The organism is Marinobacter sp. (assembly GCF_041690615.1).
Taxonomy (GTDB): domain Bacteria; phylum Pseudomonadota; class Gammaproteobacteria; order Pseudomonadales; family Oleiphilaceae; genus Marinobacter.
This window is the reverse complement of the sequence record NZ_JAWLGY010000004.1, coordinates 56,493-81,801: the sequence shown is the minus strand read 5'-3', so window position 1 is coordinate 81,801 and position 25,309 is coordinate 56,493. Positions and strand designations below refer to the sequence as shown.

Annotated in this window: 23 protein-coding genes; 11 read left to right on the top strand and 12 right to left on the bottom strand. The window is 61.2% G+C overall.

Annotated elements, in window-relative coordinates; genetic code table 11:
* Positions 1–15: 15 nt before the first annotated feature.
* The gene (locus tag ACESMZ_RS04370; RefSeq protein ID WP_372957355.1) at positions 16–1,674 is read right to left on the bottom strand and encodes a murein L,D-transpeptidase; all 1,659 of its coding nucleotides are present in this window, start codon (positions 1,672–1,674) and stop codon (positions 16–18) included.
* 187 nt (positions 1,675–1,861) lie between these two features.
* Between ACESMZ_RS04370 and ACESMZ_RS04365 the strand changes: the two genes are divergently transcribed.
* Together ACESMZ_RS04365 and ACESMZ_RS04360 are read left to right on the top strand one after the other, a co-directional pair.
* Positions 1,862–2,599, top strand: a complete 738-nt coding sequence (locus tag ACESMZ_RS04365) for a murein L,D-transpeptidase catalytic domain family protein (RefSeq protein WP_372957356.1) — start codon at positions 1,862–1,864, stop codon at positions 2,597–2,599.
* Positions 2,600–2,720: 121 nt separating this feature from the next.
* The gene (locus ACESMZ_RS04360; RefSeq protein WP_372957357.1) at positions 2,721–3,404 is read left to right on the top strand and encodes an SDR family oxidoreductase; all 684 of its coding nucleotides are present in this window, start codon (positions 2,721–2,723) and stop codon (positions 3,402–3,404) included.
* A 24-nt stretch (positions 3,405–3,428) separates the two neighbouring features.
* On the opposite strand, the gene ACESMZ_RS04355 is transcribed toward ACESMZ_RS04360, so the two are convergent.
* The gene (locus tag ACESMZ_RS04355; RefSeq protein WP_372957358.1) at positions 3,429–4,862 is read right to left on the bottom strand and encodes a phospholipase D-like domain-containing protein; all 1,434 of its coding nucleotides are present in this window, start codon (positions 4,860–4,862) and stop codon (positions 3,429–3,431) included.
* Positions 4,863–4,927: 65 nt separating this feature from the next.
* Here ACESMZ_RS04355 and ACESMZ_RS04350 point away from each other — a divergent pair, with 65 nt between their 5' ends.
* Positions 4,928–5,299 (top strand): VOC family protein, encoded by a 372-nt coding sequence (locus ACESMZ_RS04350; protein ID WP_372957359.1) that lies wholly within the window; start codon positions 4,928–4,930, stop codon positions 5,297–5,299.
* A gap of 18 nt (positions 5,300–5,317) precedes the next feature.
* On the top strand, positions 5,318–5,683 hold the full coding sequence (locus ACESMZ_RS04345; RefSeq protein ID WP_248236733.1) for a YidH family protein: 366 nt from the start codon (positions 5,318–5,320) through the stop codon (positions 5,681–5,683).
* On the opposite strand, the gene ACESMZ_RS04340 is transcribed toward ACESMZ_RS04345, so the two are convergent.
* Positions 5,678–6,607 (bottom strand): VOC family protein, encoded by a 930-nt coding sequence (locus ACESMZ_RS04340; protein ID WP_372957360.1) that lies wholly within the window; start codon positions 6,605–6,607, stop codon positions 5,678–5,680. The two genes, ACESMZ_RS04345 and ACESMZ_RS04340, sit on opposite strands and share 6 nt — an antisense overlap.
* A 209-nt stretch (positions 6,608–6,816) precedes the next feature.
* On the opposite strand from ACESMZ_RS04340, the gene ACESMZ_RS04335 reads away from it, so the two are divergent.
* The gene (locus ACESMZ_RS04335) at positions 6,817–7,842 is read left to right on the top strand and encodes an NADP-dependent oxidoreductase (RefSeq protein ID WP_372957361.1); all 1,026 of its coding nucleotides are present in this window, start codon (positions 6,817–6,819) and stop codon (positions 7,840–7,842) included.
* Positions 7,843–7,916: 74 nt separating this feature from the next.
* On the opposite strand, the gene ACESMZ_RS04330 is transcribed toward ACESMZ_RS04335, so the two are convergent.
* The 3 genes from ACESMZ_RS04330 to ACESMZ_RS04320 form a co-directional block, all read right to left on the bottom strand.
* The gene (locus ACESMZ_RS04330) at positions 7,917–8,636 is read right to left on the bottom strand and encodes a YebC/PmpR family DNA-binding transcriptional regulator (protein WP_372957362.1); all 720 of its coding nucleotides are present in this window, start codon (positions 8,634–8,636) and stop codon (positions 7,917–7,919) included.
* Between the two features lie 84 nt (positions 8,637–8,720).
* Positions 8,721–9,521 (bottom strand): MBL fold metallo-hydrolase, encoded by an 801-nt coding sequence (locus ACESMZ_RS04325; protein ID WP_372957363.1) that lies wholly within the window; start codon positions 9,519–9,521, stop codon positions 8,721–8,723.
* A gap of 93 nt (positions 9,522–9,614) precedes the next feature.
* Positions 9,615–10,058 (bottom strand): SRPBCC family protein, encoded by a 444-nt coding sequence (locus ACESMZ_RS04320; RefSeq protein WP_372957364.1) that lies wholly within the window; start codon positions 10,056–10,058, stop codon positions 9,615–9,617.
* Between the two features lie 99 nt (positions 10,059–10,157).
* Here ACESMZ_RS04320 and ACESMZ_RS04315 point away from each other — a divergent pair, with 99 nt between their 5' ends.
* The 3 genes from ACESMZ_RS04315 (at position 10,158) to ACESMZ_RS04305 (ending at position 13,509) form a co-directional block, all read left to right on the top strand.
* A complete protein-coding gene (locus ACESMZ_RS04315) occupies positions 10,158–11,273 on the top strand; it encodes an AI-2E family transporter (protein WP_372957365.1) in 1,116 nt (371 codons plus the stop codon).
* A 66-nt stretch (positions 11,274–11,339) separates the two neighbouring features.
* Complete coding sequence (locus ACESMZ_RS04310; protein ID WP_372972252.1) at positions 11,340–12,452, top strand: alcohol dehydrogenase family protein; 1,113 nt, start codon at positions 11,340–11,342, stop codon at positions 12,450–12,452.
* The gene (locus ACESMZ_RS04305; RefSeq protein ID WP_372957367.1) at positions 12,439–13,509 is read left to right on the top strand and encodes a proline racemase family protein; all 1,071 of its coding nucleotides are present in this window, start codon (positions 12,439–12,441) and stop codon (positions 13,507–13,509) included. Before ACESMZ_RS04310 ends, ACESMZ_RS04305 begins: the two co-directional genes overlap by 14 nt.
* Before the next feature lie 38 nt (positions 13,510–13,547).
* Here ACESMZ_RS04305 and ACESMZ_RS04300 read toward each other — a convergent pair whose 3' ends face one another.
* The gene (locus tag ACESMZ_RS04300; RefSeq protein WP_372957368.1) at positions 13,548–14,846 is read right to left on the bottom strand and encodes a nitrate- and nitrite sensing domain-containing protein; all 1,299 of its coding nucleotides are present in this window, start codon (positions 14,844–14,846) and stop codon (positions 13,548–13,550) included.
* Between the two features lie 233 nt (positions 14,847–15,079).
* Between ACESMZ_RS04300 and ACESMZ_RS04295 the strand changes: the two genes are divergently transcribed.
* The gene (locus ACESMZ_RS04295) at positions 15,080–16,159 is read left to right on the top strand and encodes an efflux RND transporter periplasmic adaptor subunit (protein WP_372957369.1); all 1,080 of its coding nucleotides are present in this window, start codon (positions 15,080–15,082) and stop codon (positions 16,157–16,159) included.
* 3 nt (positions 16,160–16,162) lie between these two features.
* The gene (locus ACESMZ_RS04290; RefSeq protein WP_372972251.1) at positions 16,163–19,249 is read left to right on the top strand and encodes an efflux RND transporter permease subunit; all 3,087 of its coding nucleotides are present in this window, start codon (positions 16,163–16,165) and stop codon (positions 19,247–19,249) included.
* 16 nt (positions 19,250–19,265) lie between these two features.
* Here ACESMZ_RS04290 and ACESMZ_RS04285 read toward each other — a convergent pair whose 3' ends face one another.
* The 4 genes from ACESMZ_RS04285 to ACESMZ_RS04270 form a co-directional block, all read right to left on the bottom strand.
* Positions 19,266–20,126 (bottom strand): lipase secretion chaperone, encoded by an 861-nt coding sequence (locus ACESMZ_RS04285; protein WP_372957371.1) that lies wholly within the window; start codon positions 20,124–20,126, stop codon positions 19,266–19,268.
* Positions 20,123–21,187, bottom strand: coding sequence for an AraC family transcriptional regulator (locus ACESMZ_RS04280; RefSeq protein ID WP_372957372.1), 1,065 nt, complete (start codon positions 21,185–21,187; stop codon positions 20,123–20,125). The genes ACESMZ_RS04285 and ACESMZ_RS04280 overlap by 4 nt, the downstream gene beginning before the upstream one ends.
* Positions 21,188–21,384: 197 nt before the next feature.
* Positions 21,385–22,209 carry an alpha/beta hydrolase gene (locus ACESMZ_RS04275; RefSeq protein ID WP_372957373.1) on the bottom strand — a complete coding sequence of 275 codons (825 nt, stop codon included), beginning with the start codon at positions 22,207–22,209 and terminating at the stop codon, positions 21,385–21,387.
* Between the two features lie 230 nt (positions 22,210–22,439).
* Positions 22,440–23,621 (bottom strand): NAD(P)/FAD-dependent oxidoreductase, encoded by a 1,182-nt coding sequence (locus ACESMZ_RS04270; protein WP_372957374.1) that lies wholly within the window; start codon positions 23,619–23,621, stop codon positions 22,440–22,442.
* Positions 23,622–23,886: 265 nt separating this feature from the next.
* Between ACESMZ_RS04270 and ACESMZ_RS04265 the strand changes: the two genes are divergently transcribed.
* The gene (locus tag ACESMZ_RS04265) at positions 23,887–24,831 is read left to right on the top strand and encodes a DegV family protein (RefSeq protein WP_372957375.1); all 945 of its coding nucleotides are present in this window, start codon (positions 23,887–23,889) and stop codon (positions 24,829–24,831) included.
* An 89-nt stretch (positions 24,832–24,920) separates the two neighbouring features.
* Here ACESMZ_RS04265 and fdxA read toward each other — a convergent pair whose 3' ends face one another.
* Complete coding sequence (fdxA, locus tag ACESMZ_RS04260; RefSeq protein ID WP_091849422.1) at positions 24,921–25,244, bottom strand: ferredoxin FdxA; 324 nt, start codon at positions 25,242–25,244, stop codon at positions 24,921–24,923.
* Between the last annotated feature and the right edge of the window lie 65 nt (positions 25,245–25,309).

Genomic DNA, 25,309 nt, shown 5'->3' with positions numbered 1-25,309 from the left:
TCGTCTGCTGATGACTCAGGGTATCACCTGGTCCTCGGCCTCCAGCAGATCGATAACCTGTTCGTCTTCTTCGTAGGTGTCCTGGCGGAACCGAATGCGCCCGGATTCATCCGCCTCCGCCGTCCAGTACGCCATGATCAGGGGGATGCCCCGGGGTAGGGAAACGTTACGTGTGTCGCCGGAGCGACGGGCCTGCTCCAGTTGCCAGAGCAGGCCGTCCGATCCCTGGTGAAACAGTTCGTCTGTCAGGCTGATGGCATTCTCCACGCGAACACAGCCGGAGCTGTAAAAGCGTTCCGGCGTTCCGAAAAGCCGTTGGGAGGGGGTGTCATGGAGGTATACCGCAAAGGGGTTGGGAAAACGTATGACTACTTCCCCAAGGGCATTGCCGGCGCCGGCAGCCTGGCGCAACAGCAGGTTGCCCGGCCGGCTCCAGTCCACCTGTTCCGGGTCCAGGGGGGTGCCGGTGCGATCCAGCACCGTCAACCGGTTACGATACAGATAGTCCGGGTCGGCCTGAATGGCGGGCAGGGTGTCCTCGTAAAAGATCGTTGGCGGAATCGTCCACGTGGGATTGACTGTCACGTGACTGATTGTGGACGTCAGCGCAGGAGTTTTACGTTCTGCTCGCCCCACCTGGGCGCGGCCGTTCCACACCACCTCAGCCGCGCGGAACAGGCTAACCCGCGCGCCGGCAATATCCACCACTAACTGATCTGGCTGTTGGTAGGGCGTAAACCAGCGTATCCGTTCCAGGTTAGCCCGGACGCGGGCAGTCCAGGCAGCTGGAGGCAGGTTCAGGGCAGCCCGGGTGTTCTTGCCAACCAGACCGTCCGGGGTGAGGCCGTGGTCCCGCTGGAAGTCGGCCACTGCCGCGGCCATCGCCTCGTGGAAGTGCCCTGCGGTGGTCGTATCAGCCCCCGGCCCTCCGGGCCAGGGGGCATTACCCGGGAGATAACCCTGGGCTATCAGGCGCCGGCTCAGCTCGTTAACCCGTTCGTTGCGATCTCCGGGGCGCAGGGTCCCGCCAGCTGATATGGTTGGCCACTGCACAGCGAGGGTTGCGAGCCGTTTGCCGTAGGCTTTTCGAAGATTCCGGTAGGCTCTGGTGGAGGGGCGCGCCTCGTTGAAGGCCTTCCTCAACCCGTCCTGAGACTGAAAGGCCCGGTGAAGGCGCCGGGCGAAGGTGTGGGCTTCTGGTCGGCGATGCTGCCGATGCCACACCAGGCCCAGCGCTTCGGGGTCCAGGCGCCCGAAGCTCAGGTCCTTCACAGCCCAGGCCAGCATCAGGGAAGCCAGTCCGGCGTGACACCGGTCGGGAAGCCGGTCTTCGGATTGCCTGCCACCGATCAGGGCGATTTCCGGTAGGTGATAGTAGCCGGGGTTCAGTCCGTCTTCACGAAACCGGGCCAGCTCGCGAAGCAGTTGTTGCCAGTGCACGGGACTTTGCCAGCGTTGTTCGTGGGGTTGCAGCTGGTCCAGCTCCGTGACCACTCTGGCGACAAATTCCGGCGGCTGTGGCCAGTCCGGGCATTCTGTTAGGTGGGGTTGGGCCGTTGCCGGGGCTGCCAGTAGCAACAACGCAAACAGGGACCATCGGCACAACATGCTGGTATTGCGCCCGCCCCGGGCATAGCGGCCCTGGGGCATGGCCGATGCTTCAGCGGGGGACACGATGCCGCGTTGCCTAATGTAAACGGTGTTGCTCTTTGTATGAAATATGTACAATTCGACCCGCTTCCCATACTTTTGCGGGTTTTTATCGCACAATACCGGGTAAGAACGGGCGGTACAGTTGAGTTTTCCGGTCTGCCCCGGCAAGTGGTTCCCGCGAACCCCATGTACATACGAGGAATTGTGAATGGTAGCCAGAGGCCTTAAACGCGCTCTGCTGATGTCAGCTTGTCTTTTCACCTTTATGTTGCCCCCTGCAGGCAGTGTAGCAGCGGCCCCGGCGGAAAACCTGTTTGCGGGCCTTGCCCGTTCTGCCCCCAATCTGGACCCGCAGGTACTTCGTTATGCCCTCGATGCGACCGAGTGTGCTATCCGTAACGGCGTGACTGCGCCGCAACGCCTGGCGGTTATCGACTTCTCCCTGCCGTCCAGCGAGCAACGCCTGTGGATCTTTGATCTGGAGAAGCAGTCTCTGCTGATGCGGGACCTTGTGGCGCACGGTCGCAATTCCGGTAACCTCGAGTCCACGCAGTTTTCCAATATCGAGGGCAGCTACCAGTCCAGTATCGGGCTGTTCCGTGCGGCGGAAAGTTATCGCGGCAAGCACGGTTATTCCCTGCGCCTGGATGGTCTTGAGCCGGGCTTTAACGACCTGGCCCGTCAACGCGCCATTGTGATCCATGGTGCCGATTACGTGGACCCTTCCTGGGTTGAGAGCTACGGCCGTATCGGTCGCAGTCTGGGGTGTCCCGCGGTCCGGCAGGAGATCACTCACCAGGTGGTGGACAATCTCAAGGGTGGCCAGCTGGTGTTCAAGTATTATCCTGACAAGGAGTGGCTGGCGCAGTCCGGCCTGCTCAACTGTGGCAGCCGGACTGTCGCCGGCGGTCCCGGCGGTGAAACCGTCAGGGGCAGTGGTTCCTGAGGGGGCTCTCACGCATGTCAGCCCGCCAGCCCTTCTGATCAGGCCGGGCTCTTACTACCCGGCCTGTTCTCGACTATCCTGACGTAATTCCTCATTCAATGACGTCAGGAGAGTTCTGTTCATGTCTGAAACCACTCTGGAAGGCAAGCGAATCCTGGTCACCCAGGCCGGTGATTTCATGGGACCGGTGCTGTGTGAGGTGCTGGAAGAGCAAGGTGCCACGGTTATTGCCAGCCACGATGACATCAGCGACCCCGAAGCACCCGCCCGGATTGTCGCCGAGGCCGGCACCATCGATGTGGTGTTGGCCAACCTTGCGGTGCCGGCGCCGTCCAGCCGGGTCAGTGATGTTTCCGCCGGAGAATGGCGTGATACCTTTGCGGCTATGGTCGACCCGTTGCCGCGCCTGGTGCAGGCGGTTCTGCCCGGTATGCGGCAACAGGGCCATGGCCGGATACTGGTTATGGGCAGTGCCTCCGCACTACGGGGCATGAAGCGGACGTCCACCTACAGTGCGGCGCGCGGCGCGCAGTTGTCCTACGTGCAGGCGGCAGGCGTGGAGCTGGCGCCCGAGAACATCCAGGTTAACCTGATTGCCCAGAACTTCGTGGACAATCCCACCTATTTTCCCAAGGACGTTCAGGCCAATCCCCGCTTCCAGGAGCGCCTGAAGCGGGAGGTGCCCCTGGGGCGCCTTGTGGGCGCCCGGGAAGACGCCCAGTTCGCCGCCTACCTGTGCAGCGACGCCGCCAGCTGTTTCGTCGGCCAGGTATTCCCGGTCTGCGGGGGCTGGGTCAATCGCTGAACATCGGGGCGCAGTGGCCGGTGTTCAGAAGGTAGAGAGCCCGGTGGCTTCCATAAACCGGTAACGCCAGTATTGCAGTCGCGATTCGTCCGCATTGTCGGGGTAGGGCAGGCTGAATACGGGCGTTGATCCGGGCCCGTTCCGCCAGAGGCGCTCGAATAGTTCGGCCGTAGCCGAGAGGGCGTCCGCCCGCTGCGGGCCAATAACCAGTATTGATGTCTCCAGGTTGTAGTCATCGATATTGCGGCGGGTCAGGTTGGCGGAGCCCAGTAACATACGGGTTTTTTCGCCGTTGTCGGGGCGTAACATCAGAAGCTTGTTATGGCACTGCTCTCCGCTGGTGTTGCACCAGCGCACATCGATACCGGCCTGTTTCAGTTCAAACGCCACCTGACGATTGGGAATGCCGTTCTTGGCGTGCCCGAAGGCATCAAGGTTCCGGTCCAGCAGAATCCGCAGCTGGGCGCCACGCTGGTGGGCCGCCTTCAATGCCTTTACCGCACCCCGGTGTGACAGATAGAACATGGCAATGTCCAGGCGGTCGCCGGGGCCGGCCTGTCCTATCACATCGAGGGCGGCGTCACGGATAGCTGACTCGGTGAGAATCTGGCCACTCAGCTCAGCGGGCGCTTCCTGCCTGTCGCCTTTTGGCAATGGCCAGGCAGGAACCGGCACCCCGGACAGTTTCATGACCGCCTCTTCTGTGGCCAGAAGGTCCCGTGCGGCCGGGCCGGTAAAGGTGATGGCGGTGTTCCAGTGCAGGCTGCTGCCGTCGTGGGGATTGGCGGATGTGATCAGGCCCCGAAGCCGCTCACCTTCATCGATCACCAGCGTCTTGCGGTGGTTGGCCTTGAAGTTGGGCAGCGCCAGGTAGCTGCGCAGGGTGACCTTGCCCTCGCCGAAGGCATTGGGCAGCCAGCCGCCTTCCGGGTTGTTGCCAAACCACTGGCAGCACCAGCGCCAGAGGGCGGACCAGGCCGGGTTGGAATCCCGCAGGGGACGAAGGTCAGTTTCCACCAGGGTGATACCGGCATCCCGCAGGCGTTTGAAGTGCGGTTGTTCCAGGCCGCCGTAGACCGTATTCAGGGGGTCTGTGATAACCACCACCATCAGGTCGGGGATCTTCTGCTTGCGTTGTACCAGCGCTGAAGTGAGCTTGTCAGCCAGGGGTTCGAAGGCGTCATCCCCGGTGCTGTCGTTGAACAGGAACATGTCCAGTACAACCAGCTTCCGGGCCTGGCCGATCAGGCGGAAGACCTCGTCAAAAATACCGTGGTTTTGTTCACGTTCGCCCGTGGCCGAGCGCCAGGTGACATCCGCAATCAGTCGCGCGTCGTACAGTGCCCTTGCCGGTGCGGATCGGGACAGCCCTGCCGGAAGTGGTTTTAACGTGTTATAAAGACCTGTTGCCAACAGGATCAGGACGACAATGGCGGCAATCATTCGAAACGAGATCATGTGCATCCCTGCATGGACTTATAGACGTCTCATTATAAACAGACCAACTAAAAAGGCAGATCTATATGATAGGTTACGTGACAATCGGCGTCAGTGATATGAACCGGGCCAAACAGTTCTATGCCGACCTGCTGGCTGATCTGGGCGCGAAAATCCTCATGGACATGGAACGCATTGCGTTTATTGGCAAGAGTATGGGGGCGCCCATGCTGGCAGTGTGCACGCCGTATGACCAGCAGCCCAACCATCCGGGCAATGGCAACATGGTGGCGATCAATCCCGGTTCCAAGGAGCTGGTCGACAAGCTCTACCACAAGGCGATCGAGTTGGGTGCCACCTGTGACGGCGAGCCCGGGCAACGGATTCCGGACCGTTTTTACGGTGCCTACATCCGTGACGCGGATGGCAACAAGGTTGCCTTCTTCCACTTCGGCTGATCTGACGGAATCAACGCGATGTCTGACCTGAAAGACCCCCGCGTCCTGTTTGCCGCAGAGCGAACCATGCTGGCCTGGAACCGGACCAGCCTGGTGCTGATCGCATTCGGCTTTATGGTGGAGCGGGCCCACATTCTGCTGCAGGTGCTGGCGCCGGAGCAGTCGGACCCGTTCCGGGAGTCTGTGACTTTCTGGCTGGGCATCGCGTTTATTGTGCTGGGAGCGTTCTGCGCGGTGTATTCCTCACGGCAGTACCTGGCGGTACTCCGCACACTCTCGGCGGCGGAATTTCCCTCCGGTTACCGGGTCACCTGGGGACTGATGGTCAATATGGTGATTGCACTGCTGGGGCTGGTACTGGCTCTGGCGCTCGCCCTTTCATAGGCTGGCGCCCCCGGAGTCATCATTTGCCGCGGAGGTGCCGGCAAGGTCGCCGGGCTCCTCATCGATAATCAGCCGGTTGCCATCCGGATCCTGGGTTCGCCCGTCTTCCTCTGACCACGTGCGTTCGACGACTTCCTCCGGGTCTTCCGAAATCAGCTGCACGCGGGTTTCATTATAGCGATAGCGTGGTTCAGAATCGTCGGTCCAGTGCATCAGCACCAGTGACAGGGAGGGGCGATCTTCCGGCGTACCCATGATGTACTCGTCATACCGCTCTGTACTCAGGAACCGGCGCTCGGTCAGGCCGACCCGTTCTTCGTAGAATTCCCGGGCTGCGTCAAGATCACTGGCGCCGACGCCGACTGCGGCGAGATAGGTGGCTCCGGTGGGCGACGCCTCGGCAATTTCGATGAGATTCCGGTCGGGGTCCCGGCCGAACCCCACCACGCCGAACTCCCCCTGGTTTTCGGGGGGCAGGGTGACCACCCCTCCGGCATTGGCGAACCGGTTGGCCAGGGCGGTGGCGTCGGAGGTAAAGAACACAATCTTGCCCGGGTTATCCTGCAGGTTTCGCCCAAGGCCATCGGTGAACTCGATCAGTGTCAGGGTGGCGTCGAACGGACTGACCGGTGACGCGAGGGTTACCCGGACACTGGTATCGGTCTCGGCTTCCTCCACCACCTCCATGCCCAGCCCATCCCTGTAGACCGGCAACGACATATCCAGGTCACTGACACCCAGTTCAAAGCCCGTCACCTGGCTGGTTACCGGGGACAGGTTCTCATCGTTGTCATCCTCGTCGGGGTCATCCCCGAACGCGACGGACCAGTCACAGGCGGTCAGGGTGAACGCAATGATCAGAGCTGGCAGCAGCAACCGCCAGTGTCGGTAACCTGCCCAGGAAAGTAATGTCCGGTTTCTCATGACAGTATCCTTTGTCTGTATGGCGCCCGGACAGCATTCCCGGGTTTTCAGTATGGGGCAGGGCACATCGGAACTAACCGGAATGCACCCGGCGAGTGGATGAGGTTATCACCCTCTTCAGCGATCAAAAACACGATATTTGACCGGAAGTGGTTTTGGCTGCATCCTGATCCGGTTTCATAACGCAACCGGAAAGGGAGAACACAACAGTGAGTGAATACACCAACCGCGCCATTGTGCTGAACCAGCGCCCCCAGGGGGAAATTCAGGACGGCGACCTGACGCTGATCGAAAAGCCGGTCCGTGACCTGAAAGACGGCGAGGTGCTGGCCAGGACCCTGTGGCTTTCACTGGATCCGTACATGCGCCCGCGCATGAATGACTCCAAGGGTTATATGGACCCCATTGGCATCGGTGAAGTCATTGTGGGCGAGGTCGTGGCCCGCATCGTCGAGTCCCGGTCTGACAAGTACAAAGAGGGCGACCTGGTGACCTGTTATGCCGGCTGGCAGGAATACTCCGTGTTCCCGGACACCGCAGATATGGTCTACAAGATCCAGGAGAAGCCGGGCGTGCCGCTGCAGGCCTACCTGGGCGTGGCTGGCATGCCCGGGCGCACCGGATACTGCGGCCTGATGTATGTGGGCAAGCCGAAAGCCGGTGAGACGGTGGTGGTTTCCGCCGCGTCCGGCCCGGTGGGTACGGTGGTCGGTCAGACCGCGAAGAAGGAAGGCTGCCGCGCAGTGGGTGTTGCCGGTGGTCCTGAAAAGTGCCGCTATGTGGTGGAGGAGCTGGGTTTTGATGCCTGCGTGGACTACAAGGCCGGCAACCTGGAAGAGGACCTCAAGGCTGCTTGCCCGGATGGCATCGACATCTACTTCGAAAACGTGGGTGGCGCTGTAACCCGCGCTGTGGCGCCATTACTGAACGAAGGCGCCCGGGTGCCCATTTGCGGCTATGTTTCTGCCTATAATGCCGAAGATCCCTCCAAGGTGGAAACCCCGTTCCACGTGCTCAAGGCACTGGATCCGGTTCCCGAGCACCGCTTCTTCCTGGTTACCGAGTGGCAGGACCAGCACCAGGAGATCACTGGAATCCTGGCGGACCGGGTGGCTTCAGGGGAGCTGAAGTACCGCGAGACCGTTGCGGAAGGCCTGGATAATGCCGTTGAGGCGTTCAAGGGTATGCTGAAAGGGAAGAACTTTGGTAAGCAACTGGTTCATATTGCTGACTGACGCATCCTGACTTCACCGCCTGCACACCTGTGCTGGCGGTGAGCCCTGGAAACGCCTACCTGTGAGAACCGCAGTTATGAAAGCTCGGCGTTGTGGTAAACGTTCTGAACGTCATCCAGGTCGTTGAGCATGTCCAGGAATTTTTCAAACATCTCCACATCCTCACCCTGAACCGGCGTTGTTGTCTGGGGCAGGAACTGAATGTCGTCCACCTCGAGCTCCAGTCCCTCGAAGGCACCGGTCAGGGCCTGCTTGGCCTTGGCGTATTCGGTGTGGGGGGCAAACACCGTGATCAGGCCGTCTTCCTGCTCGATGTCAGTGACATCCACGTCTGCTTCCATCAGGGCTTCCAGGGCCGCTTCTTCATCATCGCCCTTGAACGCGAGAATGGCGCAGTGGTCGAACATGTGGCTGACGCTGCCGGGGGTGCCAATCTTGGACTTGGTCTTGGTGAAGCAGACCCGTACATCACCGAAGGTGCGGTTGGGGTTGTCGGTCAGGCAGTCCACGATCACCATGCAGTTGCCGGGGCCGAAGCCTTCGTAACGGGCAGCGGAGAAATCCTCACCGGCACCACCGCGGGCCTTGTCCAGCGCTTTTTCGATAACGTGGGTAGGCACCTGGTCCTTTTTGGCCCGGTCAATCAGTCCGCGCAGCGCCAGGTTGGCGTCCGGGTCGGGGCCACCGGACTTGGCGGTGACATAGATTTCACGGCCGTATTTGCTGTAGACGCGGGTCTTCGCAGCGGCCGTCTTGGCCATGGAGTCTTTTCGGTTCTGGTAGGCTCTGCCCATGGTTCGGAATCCTGTGATCGTCAGAAAAGGCGAATAGTACACGCACTCCCGTCGCCGGACCACTGACCTGTGTCACGGGGCCGTTTAAACGAACTCCCTGGGTGGGCGATAGTGTTCCTGGGTCATCAGGTCTATGCCGCAGTCCACCGACGAGACCCAGTTCAGGAAACGGCTGACCATCTCAGGCCCTTCGAAGCGCTTGCCGTGCTGGGGTACGATCATGGACACGTCCATGCCCCGCACCATGTTGGCCCAGAGTTCACACACCTTGCGGGAGCCGATGTAGCGGCGGTGGAAACCCTTCATGAAGGGAATATGGGCATCGAAGTCGGTCACCGGCTTGTGGTCCTCGGTGGCGCCCATGGAGGCACCCAGGTCTCCGGAAAAGAGAATCTTCGATACGGGGTCATAGAACTGCAGGTTACCCACTGAATGCATGAAGTGGGCCGGCAGGCACTCAATATGGCTGTCACCGAATTTCACCCGGGCACCCCGGTCCGGAATCGGGATAATCCGGTCAAACACGTTACTGCCCAGTTGGTTGGTCACATAACCGGATGCCAGGTGGGGCAGGAACCGGGCCCATAGCTTCGAGGTGACGATCTGCGCACGGGTATGGACAATCCAGCGGTCGATGGCACCAATGATGTCCGGGTCCTGGTGGGACGCGAACACGTAGTCCATCTCGCGGATATTCATGTATCGTGATGCGGCCACGGACAGCGGGGTGTAGGTCAGGTCGCCGCCCGGGTCGATCAGGGCTTCGTGCGTCCCGTCCACGAGCAGGAACTGGTTGGACTGAACGCCTTCCCCGGTCACCAGTGAATCGAACATCAGGCACTTGTGATGACCGTTATCAAACAGGACGATGGGCTCGGCTGCCATCTCATACTCCTCGGCTGAAGCGAAACATGGGCCGGGAGGTTACGGGGGTAGTTCGTCCTTCGCATTGCGTCAGGTCAACCCCACTGACATTAATCAAGATTCCGTGTCAGCGAGCACTTCCCTCAGTCGACGCACACCGCGGTTGAGCACACGTTGCATGGCGGCCTGCAGCGTCGGGCCGGAGTAGGGGATGACCTCATCAAAGTCCACCGTGTAATGCATCCGGGTGAAGGCATCGGGGGTTTCAGAGAGACGGATGCGACCCAGGTGGTTGCGAAACGCGCTGAAGCTGGTCACGGTATACTCGATCAGGTGATCGGGCTCAAAGGTCATGATGGTTTCTTCGATGCCCACGGGGCCGATGCCGATCCAGCGGATTGAACCGGTTCCGTTAGGGTCAGCCTGGTCGCTGTCACGGATGCGTTTGACCGGCAGACCAATCAGGTCCCCCAGCCGGTTATGGTCTGACAGCAAGCGGAATACCTGTTCCCGCGGGAACGGCAGATGTTCCGTGAGTTCGGCGCGAAATTTCGGCATAGGCAAGGGCCTGTCATTGTTATTGTTTGACAGTCTAGACTAACCGGTTAGCGAGCTCAGAAAAAGTCGCGCCTGCCCACTCATATCCAGGGAGTACCCATGAACAAGGATGAACCCGGTTCCTCGCCCCGGCCCGGTAATGACTTACCCGAATCCCGCTGGAAAGCCCTGGGAGATCTGGCAACCCCCCTTTATGGTCTGTTCGGCCTCGGCGTGCTCTACACGCTGTATCTCGCGCACCAGATTGTACTCCCCATCATTCTGGCCATTCTCGCGAGCCTGCTGCTGGCACCCATGGTCAGCCGTGCCCTGCGCTTCGGCATACCCCGGTTTGTCAGTTCGCTGGTACTGGTGATAACGCTGCTGGCCGGCATTCTCGGGCTGGGCTGGGCCGTTGTTACCCCTGCACTTGAATGGGCGGAGGAGGCGCCGGAGGGCGTCTCCCGGTTGCTCGTAGGACAGAGTACGTTCCGTACCCAGCTGGAGAAGGTCTCCGAGTCCGCCCGCAAGGTGGAGGAGTCCGTGGAGGACCTGGCCGAGGACGAGGCACAGGAGCAGCCCACTACGGTGGTGCTGCAGACCGAGTCCTGGCGCAGTCAGTTGATGACCAAGGCCCGTAAGGGCATCGTCGGACTCGCCCTCAGCCTGGCCCTGACCTACTTTTTACTGGTCAGTGGCGACCGGCTTATCCACAACTTTATCCGGCAGTTGCCCACCGGTCAGCGGCGGCGGGCACTGGTGATCGTCCAGGACTCCCAGAGTCAGATTGCCCAGTACCTGGGCGTTATCGGTGTCAGTAATCTTGTCATCGGTACAACGACCGGGCTGATGTGCTGGGCGATTGGCCTGCCGGACCCGGCCGTGTGGGGGTTGGTGGCCGGGCTTGCCCGGTTCGTTCCTTACCTGGGCGTCATCCTGACCATCACGCTCCTGGCTGTGGTCTCGGCAACCAGTCTGGAAGAGGTGTGGCTGATGACCGTGGCTCCCCTCGGTTATCTCGTACTTACGTCACTGGTGGGTTTCTTCATTGAACCGTGGATTCATGGTTTTCGAATGGCGATCAATCCCGTTATCATTTTCGTAGCCATTTTTTTCTGGGGCTGGTTATGGGGCCCGGTCGGTGTGCTGCTGGCGGTACCGTTGATGACGGTCATCCAGGTGGTGCTCAAGCAGATCCCTCCGTTACGGCCCGTCTACCGGGTAATCGCCCGGTAATTTCAGCCAGGCTCTGGCGGGCTATCCTGATTCCCTAGTCACTCATCCAATGACGAGGAGGAGCGGATGACCATTCCAGATACCATGAAGGCGGTACAGCTCACCGGGCACGGCGGGCTGGACAAACTGGTCTACCGGGATGAGGTCCCGGTGCCGAAACCCGCGGAGGGCGAGGTTCTGATCCGCGTCAGTGCCTGTGGCATGAACAACACCGACGTCTGGGTACGGGAGGGTGCCTACGGCTCCGACACGGACCCGGAGACGGTCTCTACCTGGCGGCGGGGCAGGTCGACCCTCAGCTTTCCCCGGATTCAGGGCACCGATACCGTTGGCGAGATCGTCGCGGTCGGCCCCGGCGTTGCCGACGACCGGATTGGCCAGCGGGTAATCGTCGACTTCTCCATCTACAACCGGCCCCCGGGCGACGACAGCCTCGCTGATATTGACTACATCGGTCACGGCCGGGATGGTGGTTATGCGGAATATACGGCTGTTCCTTCCGATAATGCCTATACCATTGACACCGACCTCAGCGATGCCGAGCTGGCAACCTTCTGCTGTGCCTACCTGACCGGTGAGCATATGCTTGAGCGGGCGGCGCTCAAGGCTGGCGAACGAGTACTGGTGACCGGTGCTTCCGGCGGCGTCGGCTCCGCCATCATCCAGTTGGCCAGAGCCCGGGGTGCCATTCCCTATGCCGTTACCACGCCGGAAAAGGCCGGGGCGCTGAAAGATATCGGTGCCGAGGACGTGATTTTCCGGGGCGAGGGCGACCTGGTAGAAGCGGCTGAGGCGGTGACCGGTGGCGCGCCCGTTGATGTTGTCGCCGACCTGGTGGCCGGTCCCATGTTCAATGACCTGCTTCGCATCCTCAAAATGGAAGGACGCTACACCACGGCCGGCGCTATTGGTGGCCCGGTGGTGCAGCTGGACCTGCGCACCATGTATCTCAAACAGCAACAGCTCAACGGCTCGTCCCAGGGAACCCGGAAAGATTTCCAGCGGCTGCTGGGCTACATTGAACAAAAGAAGGTCCGGCCGTTGCTGGACCGTACTTTCCGGCTTTCCGACTTTCACCGGGCCCAGACCGAGTTCATGGCCAAGAAGTATATTGGCAAGTTGGTCGTGGTGCCCGACAGTCTCTGGGAAGAAAAAGGAGCCGCCTATGCCGGTGACTGATTTCCGCCGCACCCCCCATGACCGTACCCGTGCCATTGAACTGGTGGATATGCAGTCGGGCGGGGATGTGTCGCGGATCATCACCCGCGGCGTCGGGCACTTGCCCGGCGGTTCGGTGCTTGAACAGATGCGTTACCTGCAACGCCATGGCGACGGCTTCCGCCGGTGGTTGCTGAATGAGCCCTATGGCGATCCCTACATGTCTGTGGACCTGATCGTGCCTGCGGACCATCCCCAGGCGCAGGCAGGCTACATCATCATGGAAGCCATGGGTTATCCGCTGTACTCGGGGTCCAATACCATCTGCACGGCGGCCGCCATTCTCGAGAACGGGGTGGTGCCCCTGGAAGAAGGTGAGCAGACACTGGTGCTGGAATCCCCCGCCGGCCTGGCCTGGGTCACTGCTCATAACAGGGATGGCAGGGTACAGTCGGTGACCACCCGCAGTGAACCGGCCTTCGTCTGTGAGCAGAATATGAAAGTGGATGTTCCCGGCTGGGGTGAGGTCCGTTTTGATCTGGTCTGGAGTGGTGCCTATTTCGCTCTGGTGGACGCGGAATCCCTGGGCTTTGCCATGATGCCCGGTGAAACCGGGCGGATGGCCGAGTTCGGACTGGCGCTGGTGGAGGCGGCCCGGCCGGTGGTCACCGATCAGCACCCGGAACTGGGTGATGTGGGGCCGCTGCCCTTTGCCCACTTCATGGGACCGCTGGAACCGGTGGACGGGGGCTATCGCTCCCGCTCTGCCACCTATGTCCATCCGGGTGTTATTTGCCGAAGCCCTACCGGAACCGGCACCACTGCGCGGATGGCGCTGATGTACGAGAACGGTCAGCTGCGCGTCGGGGAAACCCTGGAGACGGTGTCGCCCAAGGGCAGCGCCTTCGTTGGCAGGATGCTGGGAGACACCACGGTGAGCCATTACAGGGCGGTGAATACCGATATCACGGGCCGTGCCTGGACACTGGCCCGCTCGGAAGTGCTGCTGGACCTGGATGACCCCCTGGTGGACGTGTCTGACCTTGAGGGGGTACTCAACTCCGGGCCGGCTGCCTAGTGAGGGCTGCGCCGGGCCGCGAATTTACCAAAGAGGGTCTAGCGCAACAGCCCGGTCATCGACAGCACGGAGCGGGCGACCTCGGGCAGCTTGCGGCCCTGGTCCATGGCCAGCCTGCGCAATTGTTTGTGGGCTTCGCTCTCGCAGACCTGCTGGTGCTGCATCAGTATCGCGGCTGCCTTTTCAATGGCCCGGCGGTCCTCGAGGGCCTCGCGGGCCTGGTTCAGCTCCTGGTTTACCTGGTCAAGGCGCCGGGCCTGCTGCTGCACCAGGTCCATGATGGACCGGCCCAGTCTGCGCCCGGTTTCTGATGACGGCAGAACGTTCTCGCTATCAGCTTCGCCCGCCGTACAGACCACCAGTACCGGGTCCGGTGCACGGCCTGACTCGTCGAGGCTTTCCATGAGTTTTTCCTCATGGGCGAGGGCATTGCGAGCCTCGGTATAGCGTTCGATACAGCGGCGATGGAAGTGATCTTCCACCAGGTCTTCAAGTTCCTTGAGCTGGTCGATCCGCCGGGTCATGAGGGCAAACCAGCTGTCTGCCAGCCCGGTATCCAGTGACCGGTCCCGGTTCACCGAACAGGCCAGTCCCCGCAACCGGCGGATTTCCTGCCACCAAGGTTCGCCGTTGTGGCTTCGCCACAACGTCAACAGGTCGGTGTCGGCAAACCGGGTGAACACAGTGAATGACTGCTCCTGTGCATCGATGAGGTGCGTCATGCGCCGGGAAAGTGCGTGACTGAACCGACCCCGGGAGAATCCGAGCGAGCCCCAGGCACGTTCCTGCCCGGCCATTTCCTTGCCCTGCATCAGGTTCACCATGGCGACCATCATGCTGGCGATTGCCGGATCCACCACCGTCTCCGCCGCATCGAACACCAGGGTGAGCAGGTGCCCGATCCGTTCGACGTAGGCATGAATCGCTGCTTCTGCAGGCAGGGAATGGCTGCGCACCTCCCGCCGCAGATCTGGCAGGGATGCCAGTCCGTGAAGCGCGGCGGCAATGGAGTTGAGCAGGCTGGTACTGGTGGGCTGACCGGTCAGTGTGCCATGGATTTCCATCAGTTCCTGCTCAAAAGCCCTTTGCTGCTGGTCACTGTCACGGACCATGGAGCTCAGTTCGCTGGAAAACCGTGTTCCCCCCGAGCCAAGAAATACGTTGGTGGCGCCTCTTTCCCGCTGAAGTCTGTGGACCAGGTTGCCGGTGGTCAGAACCAGCTTTCCCATCTGCAGGAAGCGCTCCAGGTTGTGGAGCTCACAGCGTTTGGAGGCGATCAGGTAATCCCCGGCACGAGGCCGCGCAGGAGAGACGGAATTGGGCATTGCAGGTGCCATGGTCTGCTTGTACCTCCCTGGATATTGGCCATGGTCAGCGGGACTGCGAACACACCAGCCCCGCCCATATCTAGCAAGCGCGCAGCAAGTTGCGGGCCAGTGCTGTGAAACCCGGCAGCAGTGGTGGTAAACAAACGTTCGTTTGAGTGGCGCCTGTGTTTCTGTAAAAATGCCTGAATTTTCGGAGAAAAGCCGTTCTTGCGGCTCTTCCCATCTCAGGGAGTGATGCGGGTATGTCGAAAATCAGATGGAGTTCCGCCGGTCTGTCCGTTCTGGTGCTGGTAGCACTGGTGGTGTGGCTGGCCACAGGGGACATTCGTTCCGCCGAGGATGAGGTACCGGAATCCCGACAGGAGAGCCCGGCGGATTTACCTTCCGTGGAGGTGGACCGCCGCCATGCGACCACTTTCGCTCCAGCGGTCCGGCTTCAGGGACAGCTGGAAGCGTGGCGGCGGCTTCAGGTCAATGCCCGCCTCGGTGGAGAGGTTGAGGACCTGAGTGTGGAACTCGGTGATTCAGTGAAACAGGGCGACCGTCTGCTGGTGCTTTCAGAGGACGATCGGCCGGCCGCGGTGGCCGGCGCCCGGGCCCGGGTTCGCCAACTGGAGGCAGAGCTGGCCGCCGCCGATCGCCTGCGCTCCGACCGGCTGGTTTCCGAGTCCGAAAAGCTGAGACTTGAGGCGGAACTGGCAGCGGCTCGCGCGGAGTTACGCCAGGCCAGCCTGGCGCTGACCTATCTGGAGCCCAAAGCGCCATTCGATGGCATCGTGAATGCCCGGTACGTCGAGACTGGCACCCTGGTGCAGGCGGGTGAGCCACTGGTCGAGCTTGTCCAGGTGGATCCCTTGAAAGTGTCGGGCTTCGTGCCCCAGCAACAGGCGGGACAGCTGGCACCCGGACAACCAGTGACCGTAACCCTGCTGGACGGCCGCGAGCTGGAAGGGGAGCTGACCTTCGTGGCCAGTGCAGCGGACCAGGAGACCCGAAGCTTCCGCATCGAGGCGCGGGTGCAGAATCCCGGACAGCTGCGCATCGCCGGCGGCAGCGCCAGCCTGGAGATCCGCCAGCCCGCCACGCAGGCCCTGTTCCTGTCCCCGGCGTTGCTCAGTTTGTCCCCGGACGGGCGCCCCGGTGTTCTCCACGTGACGGACGATAACCGGGTCGCCTTCAGCCCGGTCAACCTGCTGAGCGTGAGTACCGAGGGCGCCTGGGTCAGTGGGGTCGAGTTTCCGGTAAACCTGATCACCCGTGGTGGTGGTTTTGTCGCCCAGGGCCAGGAAGTCCGGCCGGTTACCGCCGGGTCGGAGGACTGATCCATGCGTACACTGATCCATGCGGCCATGGACCGGAGCCGCACCACCCTGCTGTTGCTGAGTTTCCTGATCATGGGGGGCATCGCAGCATTCAACGGGATTCCCAAGGAATCCAATCCGGACATTACTATCCCCACCATGTATGTTTCGGTGACCCTTGAAGGCGTCAGTCCGGAGGATGCGGAACGCCTCCTGGTGCGGCCCCTGGAGCAGGAGCTGCGCTCGCTGGAGGGCATCAAGGAAATGCGCAGCACCGCGGCCGAAGGCTATGCCGCCGTTGTACTGGAGTTTGATGCCGGTTTCAACCCGGACCAGGCGCTGCAGGATGTGCGTGAGAAAGTGGACGCTGCCCAGTCTGAGTTGCCGACCGAAGCGGATGAGCCGTCGGTCCATGAGATCAATGTTTCCCTGTTCCCTATTCTCTCCATAGGCCTTTCCGGGCCACTTTCCGAGAGGGAGCTGATCACCGTTGCCCGGGAATTGCAGGAAGCCATCGAAGGGATCCCGGAAGTGCTCGAGGTGGAGATCGGCGGTGACCGGGAAGACCTGCTGGAAATCGTCGTCAACCCGCAGGTACTGGAGAGTTACGGGGTGGACTATGACCAGCTGGCGACCCTGGTCCGACGCAACAACCAGCTGGTTGCCGCGGGGAGCCTGGATAACGGCCAGGGGCGCATGGCCATCAAGGTGCCGGGTGTGGTCGAGAACGTGGAAGATGTGATGGCCATGCCGGTCAAGGTCAGCGGCGACCAGGTAGTGACCTTTGGCGATGTGGCCTTGTTGCAGCGTACCTTCAAGGATCCCACGGGATTTGCCCGTATCAATGGTGAGCCGGCTGTCGTGCTGGAGGTTTCCAAGCGCGCCGGGGCCAATATTCTGGAGACGGTAGCCCGGGTTCGTGGTCTGATGGATGCGGCGGCCCCCCGCCTGCCGGAGGGGCTGGAGGTGCGCTACACCATGGACCAGTCCGAGGACGTCCGGGAGATTCTTTCAGACCTGCTCAATAACGTACTGACCGCGATCGTACTGGTTGTGATCGTAGTCATTGCAGCCATGGGGCCCCGCTCGGCCGCCCTGGTGGGCATTACCATCCCCGGCGCGTTTCTCAGTGGTATTCTGGTGATCTGGGGCATGGGTTACACCATGAACATTGTGGTGTTGTTCAGCCTGATCCTGGTGGCGGGCATGCTGGTGGACGGCGCCATCGTGGTCTCGGAACTGGCGGACCGTAACCTGTCCGAGGGCATGCCTCCGCCCAAAGCCTGGGCAGAGGCGGCCAGCCGGATGGCCTGGCCGGTCATCGCCTCAACGGCGACCACCCTGGCGGTTTTCGTGCCCTTGCTGTTCTGGCCTGACACGGTGGGGGAGTTCATGAAATACCTCCCGATCACCGTCATTATCTGCCTGACCGCCTCGCTGGCCATGGCCCTGGTGTTCCTGCCGGTGATGGGTGGTGTCAACGGCGGCGGTCGTCAGCGGGATACCTCCGGGGAGGGTGTCTTCGTCCAGGGCTATCGTCGGGTACTGGCTACCTTGCTGCGCTTTCCCGGCACTACCCTGTTTGGCGCGCTGCTGATCGTGGGTGCCATCGGCTGGGCCTACAGCGCGTTCAACCATGGCGTCGAGTTTTTTCCGGAGGTAGAGCCGGAATCCGCCCAGGTCCATGTGCGGGCCAGGGGAGACCTGTCCATTCATGAACGCGATGCCATTGTTCGGGAGGTGGAACGTCGGCTGGCGGGGTCACCAGAGGTGTCGTCTTTGTATGCCAGGTCGATGGTCAGTCCCGCAGAGCAGATGGCACCGGATGTGATCGGCACCCTGCAGTTCCGGTTCACAGAGTGGAACGAGCGTCGGCCTGCGTCAGAAATTCTTGCGGATTTCCGGGAGCTGACCGCTGATATTCCCGGTATTGTGCTGGAGTTCCGCCAGCAGGAGGAAGGCCCGGGTGGCGGCAAGCCCGTTGAAATTATGGTGACCAGCCAGGATTACGACAAGCTCGACGGCTATGTGACCCGACTGCGCTCGGCCATGGACGACGTCGGGGGGTTCGAGGATGTGGAAGATAACCGGAGCCTGCCGGGGATCGAGTGGCGGCTGGAAGTGGACCGGGAGGCGGCCTCCCGCTTCGGTACCGATGTGGCGAGCATTGGCAGCTCCGTGCGTCTGGTCACCAATGGCCTGGTGCTGGCCACCTATCGCCCGGCGGATGTACGGGACGAAGTGGACATTGCAGTACGCGTGCCCCGCTCCTGGCGGGAGCTGGACCAGTTCGAGCGGCAGACCCTCAATACCTCCAGGAGCCAGGTGCCTCTCTCCCAGTTTGTAACCCTGGAGCCAGCGCCGAAGACCGGAACCATAGCCCGTCTGGATGGCGAGAGGGCCATCACGGTGAAAGCTGATGTCCAGGCCGGGTTCAACGCCAACGCCCAGCTCGAAGCCTTGCGGGACCGGTTGCCGGAACCGCCGGAGCGGGTGGCGGTGACCTTCGGGGGTGAAGACGAAGAGCAGCGCCGGGCGATGGCATTCCTGGTGTCGGCCTTCGTGGTGGCCATTGGGCTGATGACTCTGATCCTCGTCACCCAGTTCAATTCCTTGTACCAGACGCTACTGATACTGTCAGCTATCGTATTGTCGACGGCCGGCGTCCTGCTCGGGTTGCTGCTGAACGGTCAGTCCTTCGGTGTGGTCATGGTGGGCATGGGCATTATTGCCCTGGCGGGCATCGTGGTGAACAACAACATCATCCTGATCGATACGTTCAATCAGCTCCGCTCTGAAGGACTGGAGGCCGTCGAGGCGGCACTGGAAACCGGGTGCCTGCGTCTGCGCCCGGTACTGTTGACGGCGATTACCACGATACTCGGGCTGATGCCCATGGTGTTGGGGGTGAACGTGGATCTACTGACTCCGTCCCTGGGCATCAACGCTCCCTCGACCCAATGGTGGACTCAGCTGTCCAGTGCGATTGCCGGTGGGTTGGCGTTCGCCACGTTCCTCACCCTGCTGCTGACGCCGGTTCTCCTGGTGATCGGGCCGAAGTCGACGCCAGGCAGGGGTAAGGGGCAGCCTGACACTGGCGAGGCGGTCTGACGGGAGAAGCCGTCGTTCAGTTGGTGGCCTGCTCCCGGGCGGAGTCAGCGTCATTGTCGCCGCCTGGCATAACCTCCGGATAGCGCGATGCCACTTCGCGCTGTTTCTCTTGACGCTGCTCCGGCGTCAGGTTCGGATCGGCCTGGATTTCCATCACTTCCAGGGTATAACGGGTCAGCTGCTCTTCGCGCCCATAGAGTTCTTCTGCCAGCTCCGGTCCCAGGTGGGTGCGCCGGAGCCGTTGTATCTGCTCGTAGTCTCCGCGCAGTGAGTCAGGATCAGAGCGGGTGGCCAGGGTGTCGGAAATTTCCCGGAAGGCGTTGCTGTACCGGTAGAACTTTTCGGCCACCTCAACAGCCTGTGCCCCTGCAGGCCCTTCAAGGCCAGCCTGAATCATGGCTTTCAGTTCTTCCAGCTGCTGCTCGTCCATGGTGACCCGCGCATCCATGAAGGCCTGTTCCAGAACGGTCTGGGCGGCTTCGTTGATGACCACATTGCCATCATCATCCACCTCAACCCGGCTAAGGGCATGGGCGACCTGTTCAATCTGGAAAGGTATGTTCAGGTCAGGCTCGTCATCAGCGTCGGTGACTTTCCCGGCGGGCTGGTCCGGCTCCTCCATGTTCAGCGCAGACTCCGAGAAAATCCGGTCTTCCGGCTCGGCGGGCGTCCTGTCCGGCTCTGGCGGTGAGGGCTGATACGATAGCTCCGCATCCGGCAAAGGCGCCTCGGCCGGGTCCGGAATCAGGGCCTTGCCGCCCGCCCAGATCACGACCGCGACAACCCCCAGCATGCCGGCGCCGGCCCCGACGATGGCCGCCCGGCTGTTCTTCCGGGAGGGGGCGGGCTGGCGGGGCTTCCGGATCTTCGTGCTCACGGCATCAGTCCCTCAACGCCATGACGTTCGCGAATGTGGGATATGGTGTTGCCTGACCACTTTTTCATGGCCCGGCGCAGGCTGGAGGCACAGGAGAACCCGACGATTTCTGCCACTTCATCCACGCTCAGTGCCGATGACCGCAACTGGTGGGTGGCAATTTCCATGCGTACCGAGTGCAGCAGCTTGCGGAACGAGGTTTTCTCCGCCGCCAGGCGCCGGGTCAGGGAGCGGGGCGGCATTTGCATACCCTGCGCCACCTGTTCCAGGTCGATGTTCGGATTGAAGTGCGCGCGGATATGCCAACGCACCCGGTCCGTAAAGGTAATATCCACCGGCGCCTGGTTCAGCTCCTGCTCGCACTGTTGGATAAGCTTGCGCCAGGCCCGGCGCCGGTATGGCCGGAAAGGCTTGATAACATAGCTGTAGTCGGCTGATATCGCGGTCTTGTCGGCGCCAAAGGTGACTGACTTGCAGGGCAGTTCACTGTATAGGTCCACGTGGGCTGGCTCCGGATAATCCAGCGTGACATGCACGTCCGTATCCCTGGCTTCGGGGTTTCCGCACAGGGTCCAGACGCGCGCCGTCATGGCCACCCGGAATTCAAGGGTGAACTGGCGGACGTCCTCGTCGTAGGCTTCGTCGGCGGAGTATTCAAGGGGGTCGACCACCCGCCGGTTGCAGTCAATGTAGGTGGTGGGGCGTGAGACCATCAGCGCGTAATAGGGTTGGGCGATGACCAGGTAGCGCCGGAATGCCTCGCCGGCCTCCTTGAGGCTGGGGCTGGAGTGAATGGTGTATCCCAGGGTGCCCCAGAAACTCCAGTCCAGTTCCATGCCGGTAATAAGGCCCAGGCCGGGTTTTCGGCAGTGCTGGATCCCGTTGCGTACCAGTGCCTGCTGCTGCAGATAACTGATGCGGATATCCTGCATATCGAACATGGCTGGCGAAATCCCCGTGCCCCTGAGCAGGTCGTTGAGACTTGCGCCGTGACGGGTGAACACTTCGATAAAACCCAGCGGATGGAGGTGAAGCGGGATCACTCTGGCGTTGAAGTCCATGGTGAAGAGCCCCTTTTATTGTTGGTGGCGATTGTCAATGGCCTTTTTGTACTGCTGTTGTAACCGTTGTTGATAGTGTGCCGTTATTCGCACCCGGGTAACAGGAACCCCTTAACAAAAAATCATTCGCGTTCCGGAAACAGCAAAGGCGCCGGCCCGTTAACGGACTGGCGCCCCGGGGGTGCCGAAAGATGGTGTTACAGTCCCTTGATCTGGACTTCCCAGCCGTTCAGGTCACAGGCCGTGCAGGGCCCGCTAAACAGCTCGCCGGCATCGCTGTCCCCTTTGAGCTGAAACAGCCACCAAGCGGTACTCATGCCCCGGTAGTCGCCGAAATTGCCGACCGGTTCGAAGTGCCCGGCCCCGTCGCGGGTGGCCCAGAAAACCGGAACATTGACCCGGTCGAATACCGGTTGCTGGTTGCGTTGAGGGCCCGCCAGGGTGTCGGAGCTGCCGGACAACAGCAGCATGGGTGCGTGTTGCTCGTCCTGGGAGCTGCTGTCATGACCGAGGCCGAGGATGTAGGGCTGGAAAGGCGCCGTCGCGGTAATCCTTCGGTCCCGGGCAGACATGATGGTGCCGCCGCCTCCCTGGGAGTGGCCTGCTGCGCCAATGGAGTCGAAATCGACCTTATTGCCGAAGCTGGACTGGCGTACCGTATCGATACAGTCGAGCATCTCCTCGCCGGAACCGGCGTTGGCGGTGTTCGCAGCCGCAACCACGAACCCCCAGGAGGCCCAGTGTTCAAGACCTTCGGCATAGGTGGAAGGACTGCCACCGGTGCCATTGCCCCAGAGGATCAGCGGTGTTCCCTCCGTTACACTGCCGGGGCGATAAACGGTGCAGTTGCCTTCGGTTGAGGAGGTGGTTGACAGGCTGCCGGAGGCGGCGTAACCGGAGGTCGGGTCGCTGCCGGTGTCTCCGCCGCTGCCAACCGCCAGGGTGGCGCCCGAAATCAGGAGCAGGCTGAGGGCGGTGGCTGCTTTAATCGGTAATATCAGTTTGCGTGTTGCGAGTTTCATGGTTGTTCCCCGGTTGGGCGAGCGTGAGGGCTTGTTGTCATGTTATTCGCTTTACAGGGGCTGAAACAGGCAGGGCACAGGGCGTGGGCTGCCTGAAAATTCAGCCTGCAGTCGATACTAGGAGGGAGCTGGCACGGGCGAACATAGCCGCATGTGCATATTTTGGTCATTTAGTGATGGTGGGGTTGCTGATGCGTGACTGTCGTCGCCTTCAGGGGCAGAGGTAATCGTCAGGCAATGTTCCCGGCTGCAACACCGGAGGCCCAGGCCCACTGGAAATTATGGCCACCCAGATGGCCGGTGACATCCACCACCTCGCCAATGAAGAATAACCCCGGCACATCCGTTGCTGCCATGGTTTTCGAGGACAGCTGACGGGTGTCCACGCCGCCGAGGGTCACTTCCGCAGTCCGGTACCCTTCGGTACCTGCTGGGTACAGGGTCCAGTCTGACAGGGTATTGGCTACTGCTTCGAGGTCGCTGTTGCGATAACCCTGCAATGGCCCGGTCCAGCCCTGCAGCTCCGCAAAGGCCCGGGCAAAGCGTTTTGGCAGGGAGCGGGCAAGGTAGTGGTCCAGTGTCAGGGTCGGGCGTTCCGACTTGAGCTGGTTCAGGGCCTGCAGGGGGGCCTGGCCCGGTAGCAGGTCAATGGTGATTGGGTCACCGGGATGCCAGAAGCTGGAAATCTGCAACATGGCCGGACCACTCAGTCCACGATGGGTTACCAGCATGGGCTCCCGGAAGTGCTCACCGTTACAGGTAACATCGACCGGACAGCTGATGCCAGCCAGGGGGGACAGCTGCTGCTTCAGTTCGGGAGTCAGGGTAAACGGAACCAGTCCGGCGCGGGTCGGGCGGATCGCCAGTCCGAACTGGCGGGCGATGTCGTAACCAAAACCGGTGGCACCCATGGTGGGAATCGAGAGGCCGCCGGTGGCAATAACCAGTGATTCGCACTCCACCTCGCCCCCGCTGGTGCCAAGACGATAGGTTGTTCCGGTCCGGGTCACCCTGTCTACGGTGGTTTTCAGCCACAGTTTGGTGCCGGCCCACTCACATTCCGTGAGCAACATGTCGAGGATATCCCTGGCACTGTCCCGGCAGAACAGCTGACCAGCCGCCTTCTCTTCATGCTCGATTCCGTGGCGCTCCACCAGTTCCAGGAAATCCTGCGGTGTATAGCGCTTGAGCGCGGAAATGCAGAAATGCGGGTTATCGGACAGGAAGTTAGCTGGTGTACTGTTCAGGTTGGTGAAGTTACAGCGGCCACCCCCGGACATAAGAATCTTGCGGGCCGGTATGGCGGCACGGTCGATGACCAGGACCCGTCGGCCTCGATAACCCGCAGTAGCAGCGCACATCAGGCCAGCGGCACCTGCGCCGACAATGACCACATCGAAGTTTTTTGTCATGTTGACCTCGGTTGGTGCAGGGGCGGCAGTATAACGGCAGTGCTGTCACTTGTCCTGTACCGCTGGTCGGGCGCCTGGGCGGACGGATGACGAATCCGCGTAATACATTGTTAAATCCCGGGGATGCTGCTGCAGTTTTTCAATCGACCGTTCGATTTTCTGCCAGAGTGCGCTATGGTCCCGCATGAGTCACCCTCAATAACAACAAAAGCGGGCCCTGAAGATGCGCAGAAAACTCGCACGGGGCCCGTAACTGGAGGCAACCATGAAAGTCGGCCTTATCGTAGATTCCGCCTGCGATCTTCCCCACGAATTTATCCGCGAGCACGGTCTGTTTATTCTGCCACTGACGGCCCGCATTGACGGCCAGACGTTTGTGGATGACCACAATCCCGAAACCACCGAGGACTTTTACCGCCAGGGGCTGCTGGACAAGGGGCACCACGCTGAAACCGAGGCCTTCTCGGCCGCGCAGATCCGGGACCTGTTTCTGGAAAAGGTGGTTCCCAGTTACGACGTGGCCATCTGTGAGACCGTCGACCGCACCCGCAGTCAGATCTACAACAACGCCACGGAAGCCATGAACATGGTCATGGCCCAGGCCCGCAGTGTCCGGGAAAATGCCGGGGTTGAGGGAAACTTCACCATGCGGGTCATCGACAGCAGTCAACTGTTCGCCGGTCAGGGTCTGCTGGCGGCGTATACGATCGGGTTGCTGGGCAAGGGGCTCAGCAAGAACGCGCTGCGCCACGAGGTGGAGAAATTCTCGGCCAACCTGTGGACTTGCGTGGTGCCTCGTGACCTTCACTATATCCGTGAGCGGGCGAGGCGCCGGGGGGACAAGAGCGTGTCGGCGGTTGTGGCGTTTCTGGGCAAGGCCCTGAATATTACACCGATTATCTGGGGGCGGGGTGTGGTCGCCCGGCCGGTGGCAAAGACCCGTTCCATGGATGCCGCTGTTGAGAAAGTCATGGACTACGCGATACGTCGTGTCAGGGCCGGCCTGCTGACTCCCACTGTATCGATTTCCTGCGGCATGTCCCGGGACGAAATCGAGGCACTGCCGGGCCTTGATCGCCTGCGGCATTGCTGTGAGGAGAATGGTGTCACTCTGTTACTGTCGCGGATGGGGATCACCAGCAGCATCTATCTCGGTCCGGGCAGCATTTGCCTCTCGCTGGCGGCGGAAGATCACAACTTCGATGACTGACGGCCTGGCCTCAATGCATGAGGGGAGCCCGTAGGCTCCCCTCATGTCACTGGTCGGATCCGGCAGACCGGTGAGATACCTGTGTCCGCTCAGCGCTCCAGGTATTGCAGCTTGTCGGGCTTGCCATCCCACTCTTCCGCGTCCGGCAGCGGGTCTTTCTTTTCGGTGATGTTGGGCCACTTGCCGGCCAGGTCAGCGTTGATCTCGATGAACGGTTCCTGGCCTGCCGGTAACTCGTCTTCCGAGAAGATCGCCTCGGCAGGGCACTCCGGTTCGCACAGGGCGCAGTCGATACACTCGTCCGGGTCGATTACCAGAAAGTTCGGGCCTTCGTAAAAGCAGTCAACCGGACATACTTCAACGCAGTCCGTGTATTTGCACTTGATGCAGTTGTCGGTAACCACAAAGGTCATAGTCGGATTCCTGGTCTGGTGGTCTTTCTCATCAGTGGAGTGGTTTCCGGCAATCGCCTTTACCC

Bases quoted from the DNA above. Each gene is read 5' to 3' on its own strand.
- ACESMZ_RS04360 (WP_372957357.1), top strand. From the start codon at position 2,721: ATGTCTGAAACCACTCTGGAAGGCAAGCGAATCCTGGTCACCCAGGCC.
- ACESMZ_RS04315 (WP_372957365.1), top strand. From the start codon at position 10,158: ATGAACAAGGATGAACCCGGTTCCTCGCCCCGGCCCGGTAATGACTTA.
- ACESMZ_RS04320 (WP_372957364.1), bottom strand. From the start codon at position 10,058: ATGCCGAAATTTCGCGCCGAACTCACGGAACATCTGCCGTTCCCGCGG.
- ACESMZ_RS04365 (WP_372957356.1), top strand. From the start codon at position 1,862: ATGGTAGCCAGAGGCCTTAAACGCGCTCTGCTGATGTCAGCTTGTCTT.
- ACESMZ_RS04330 (WP_372957362.1), bottom strand. From the start codon at position 8,636: ATGGGCAGAGCCTACCAGAACCGAAAAGACTCCATGGCCAAGACGGCC.
- ACESMZ_RS04295 (WP_372957369.1), top strand. From the start codon at position 15,080: ATGTCGAAAATCAGATGGAGTTCCGCCGGTCTGTCCGTTCTGGTGCTG.
- ACESMZ_RS04355 (WP_372957358.1), bottom strand. From the start codon at position 4,862: ATGATCTCGTTTCGAATGATTGCCGCCATTGTCGTCCTGATCCTGTTG.
- fdxA (WP_091849422.1), bottom strand. From the start codon at position 25,244: ATGACCTTTGTGGTTACCGACAACTGCATCAAGTGCAAATACACGGAC.
- ACESMZ_RS04350 (WP_372957359.1), top strand. From the start codon at position 4,928: ATGATAGGTTACGTGACAATCGGCGTCAGTGATATGAACCGGGCCAAA.
- ACESMZ_RS04310 (WP_372972252.1), top strand. From the start codon at position 11,340: ATGACCATTCCAGATACCATGAAGGCGGTACAGCTCACCGGGCACGGC.
- ACESMZ_RS04345 (WP_248236733.1), top strand. From the start codon at position 5,318: ATGTCTGACCTGAAAGACCCCCGCGTCCTGTTTGCCGCAGAGCGAACC.
- ACESMZ_RS04290 (WP_372972251.1), top strand. From the start codon at position 16,163: ATGCGTACACTGATCCATGCGGCCATGGACCGGAGCCGCACCACCCTG.
- ACESMZ_RS04325 (WP_372957363.1), bottom strand. From the start codon at position 9,521: ATGGCAGCCGAGCCCATCGTCCTGTTTGATAACGGTCATCACAAGTGC.
- ACESMZ_RS04340 (WP_372957360.1), bottom strand. From the start codon at position 6,607: ATGAGAAACCGGACATTACTTTCCTGGGCAGGTTACCGACACTGGCGG.
- ACESMZ_RS04305 (WP_372957367.1), top strand. From the start codon at position 12,439: ATGCCGGTGACTGATTTCCGCCGCACCCCCCATGACCGTACCCGTGCC.
- ACESMZ_RS04265 (WP_372957375.1), top strand. From the start codon at position 23,887: ATGAAAGTCGGCCTTATCGTAGATTCCGCCTGCGATCTTCCCCACGAA.
- ACESMZ_RS04270 (WP_372957374.1), bottom strand. From the start codon at position 23,621: ATGACAAAAAACTTCGATGTGGTCATTGTCGGCGCAGGTGCCGCTGGC.
- ACESMZ_RS04280 (WP_372957372.1), bottom strand. From the start codon at position 21,187: ATGGACTTCAACGCCAGAGTGATCCCGCTTCACCTCCATCCGCTGGGT.
- ACESMZ_RS04275 (WP_372957373.1), bottom strand. From the start codon at position 22,209: ATGAAACTCGCAACACGCAAACTGATATTACCGATTAAAGCAGCCACC.
- ACESMZ_RS04300 (WP_372957368.1), bottom strand. From the start codon at position 14,846: ATGGCACCTGCAATGCCCAATTCCGTCTCTCCTGCGCGGCCTCGTGCC.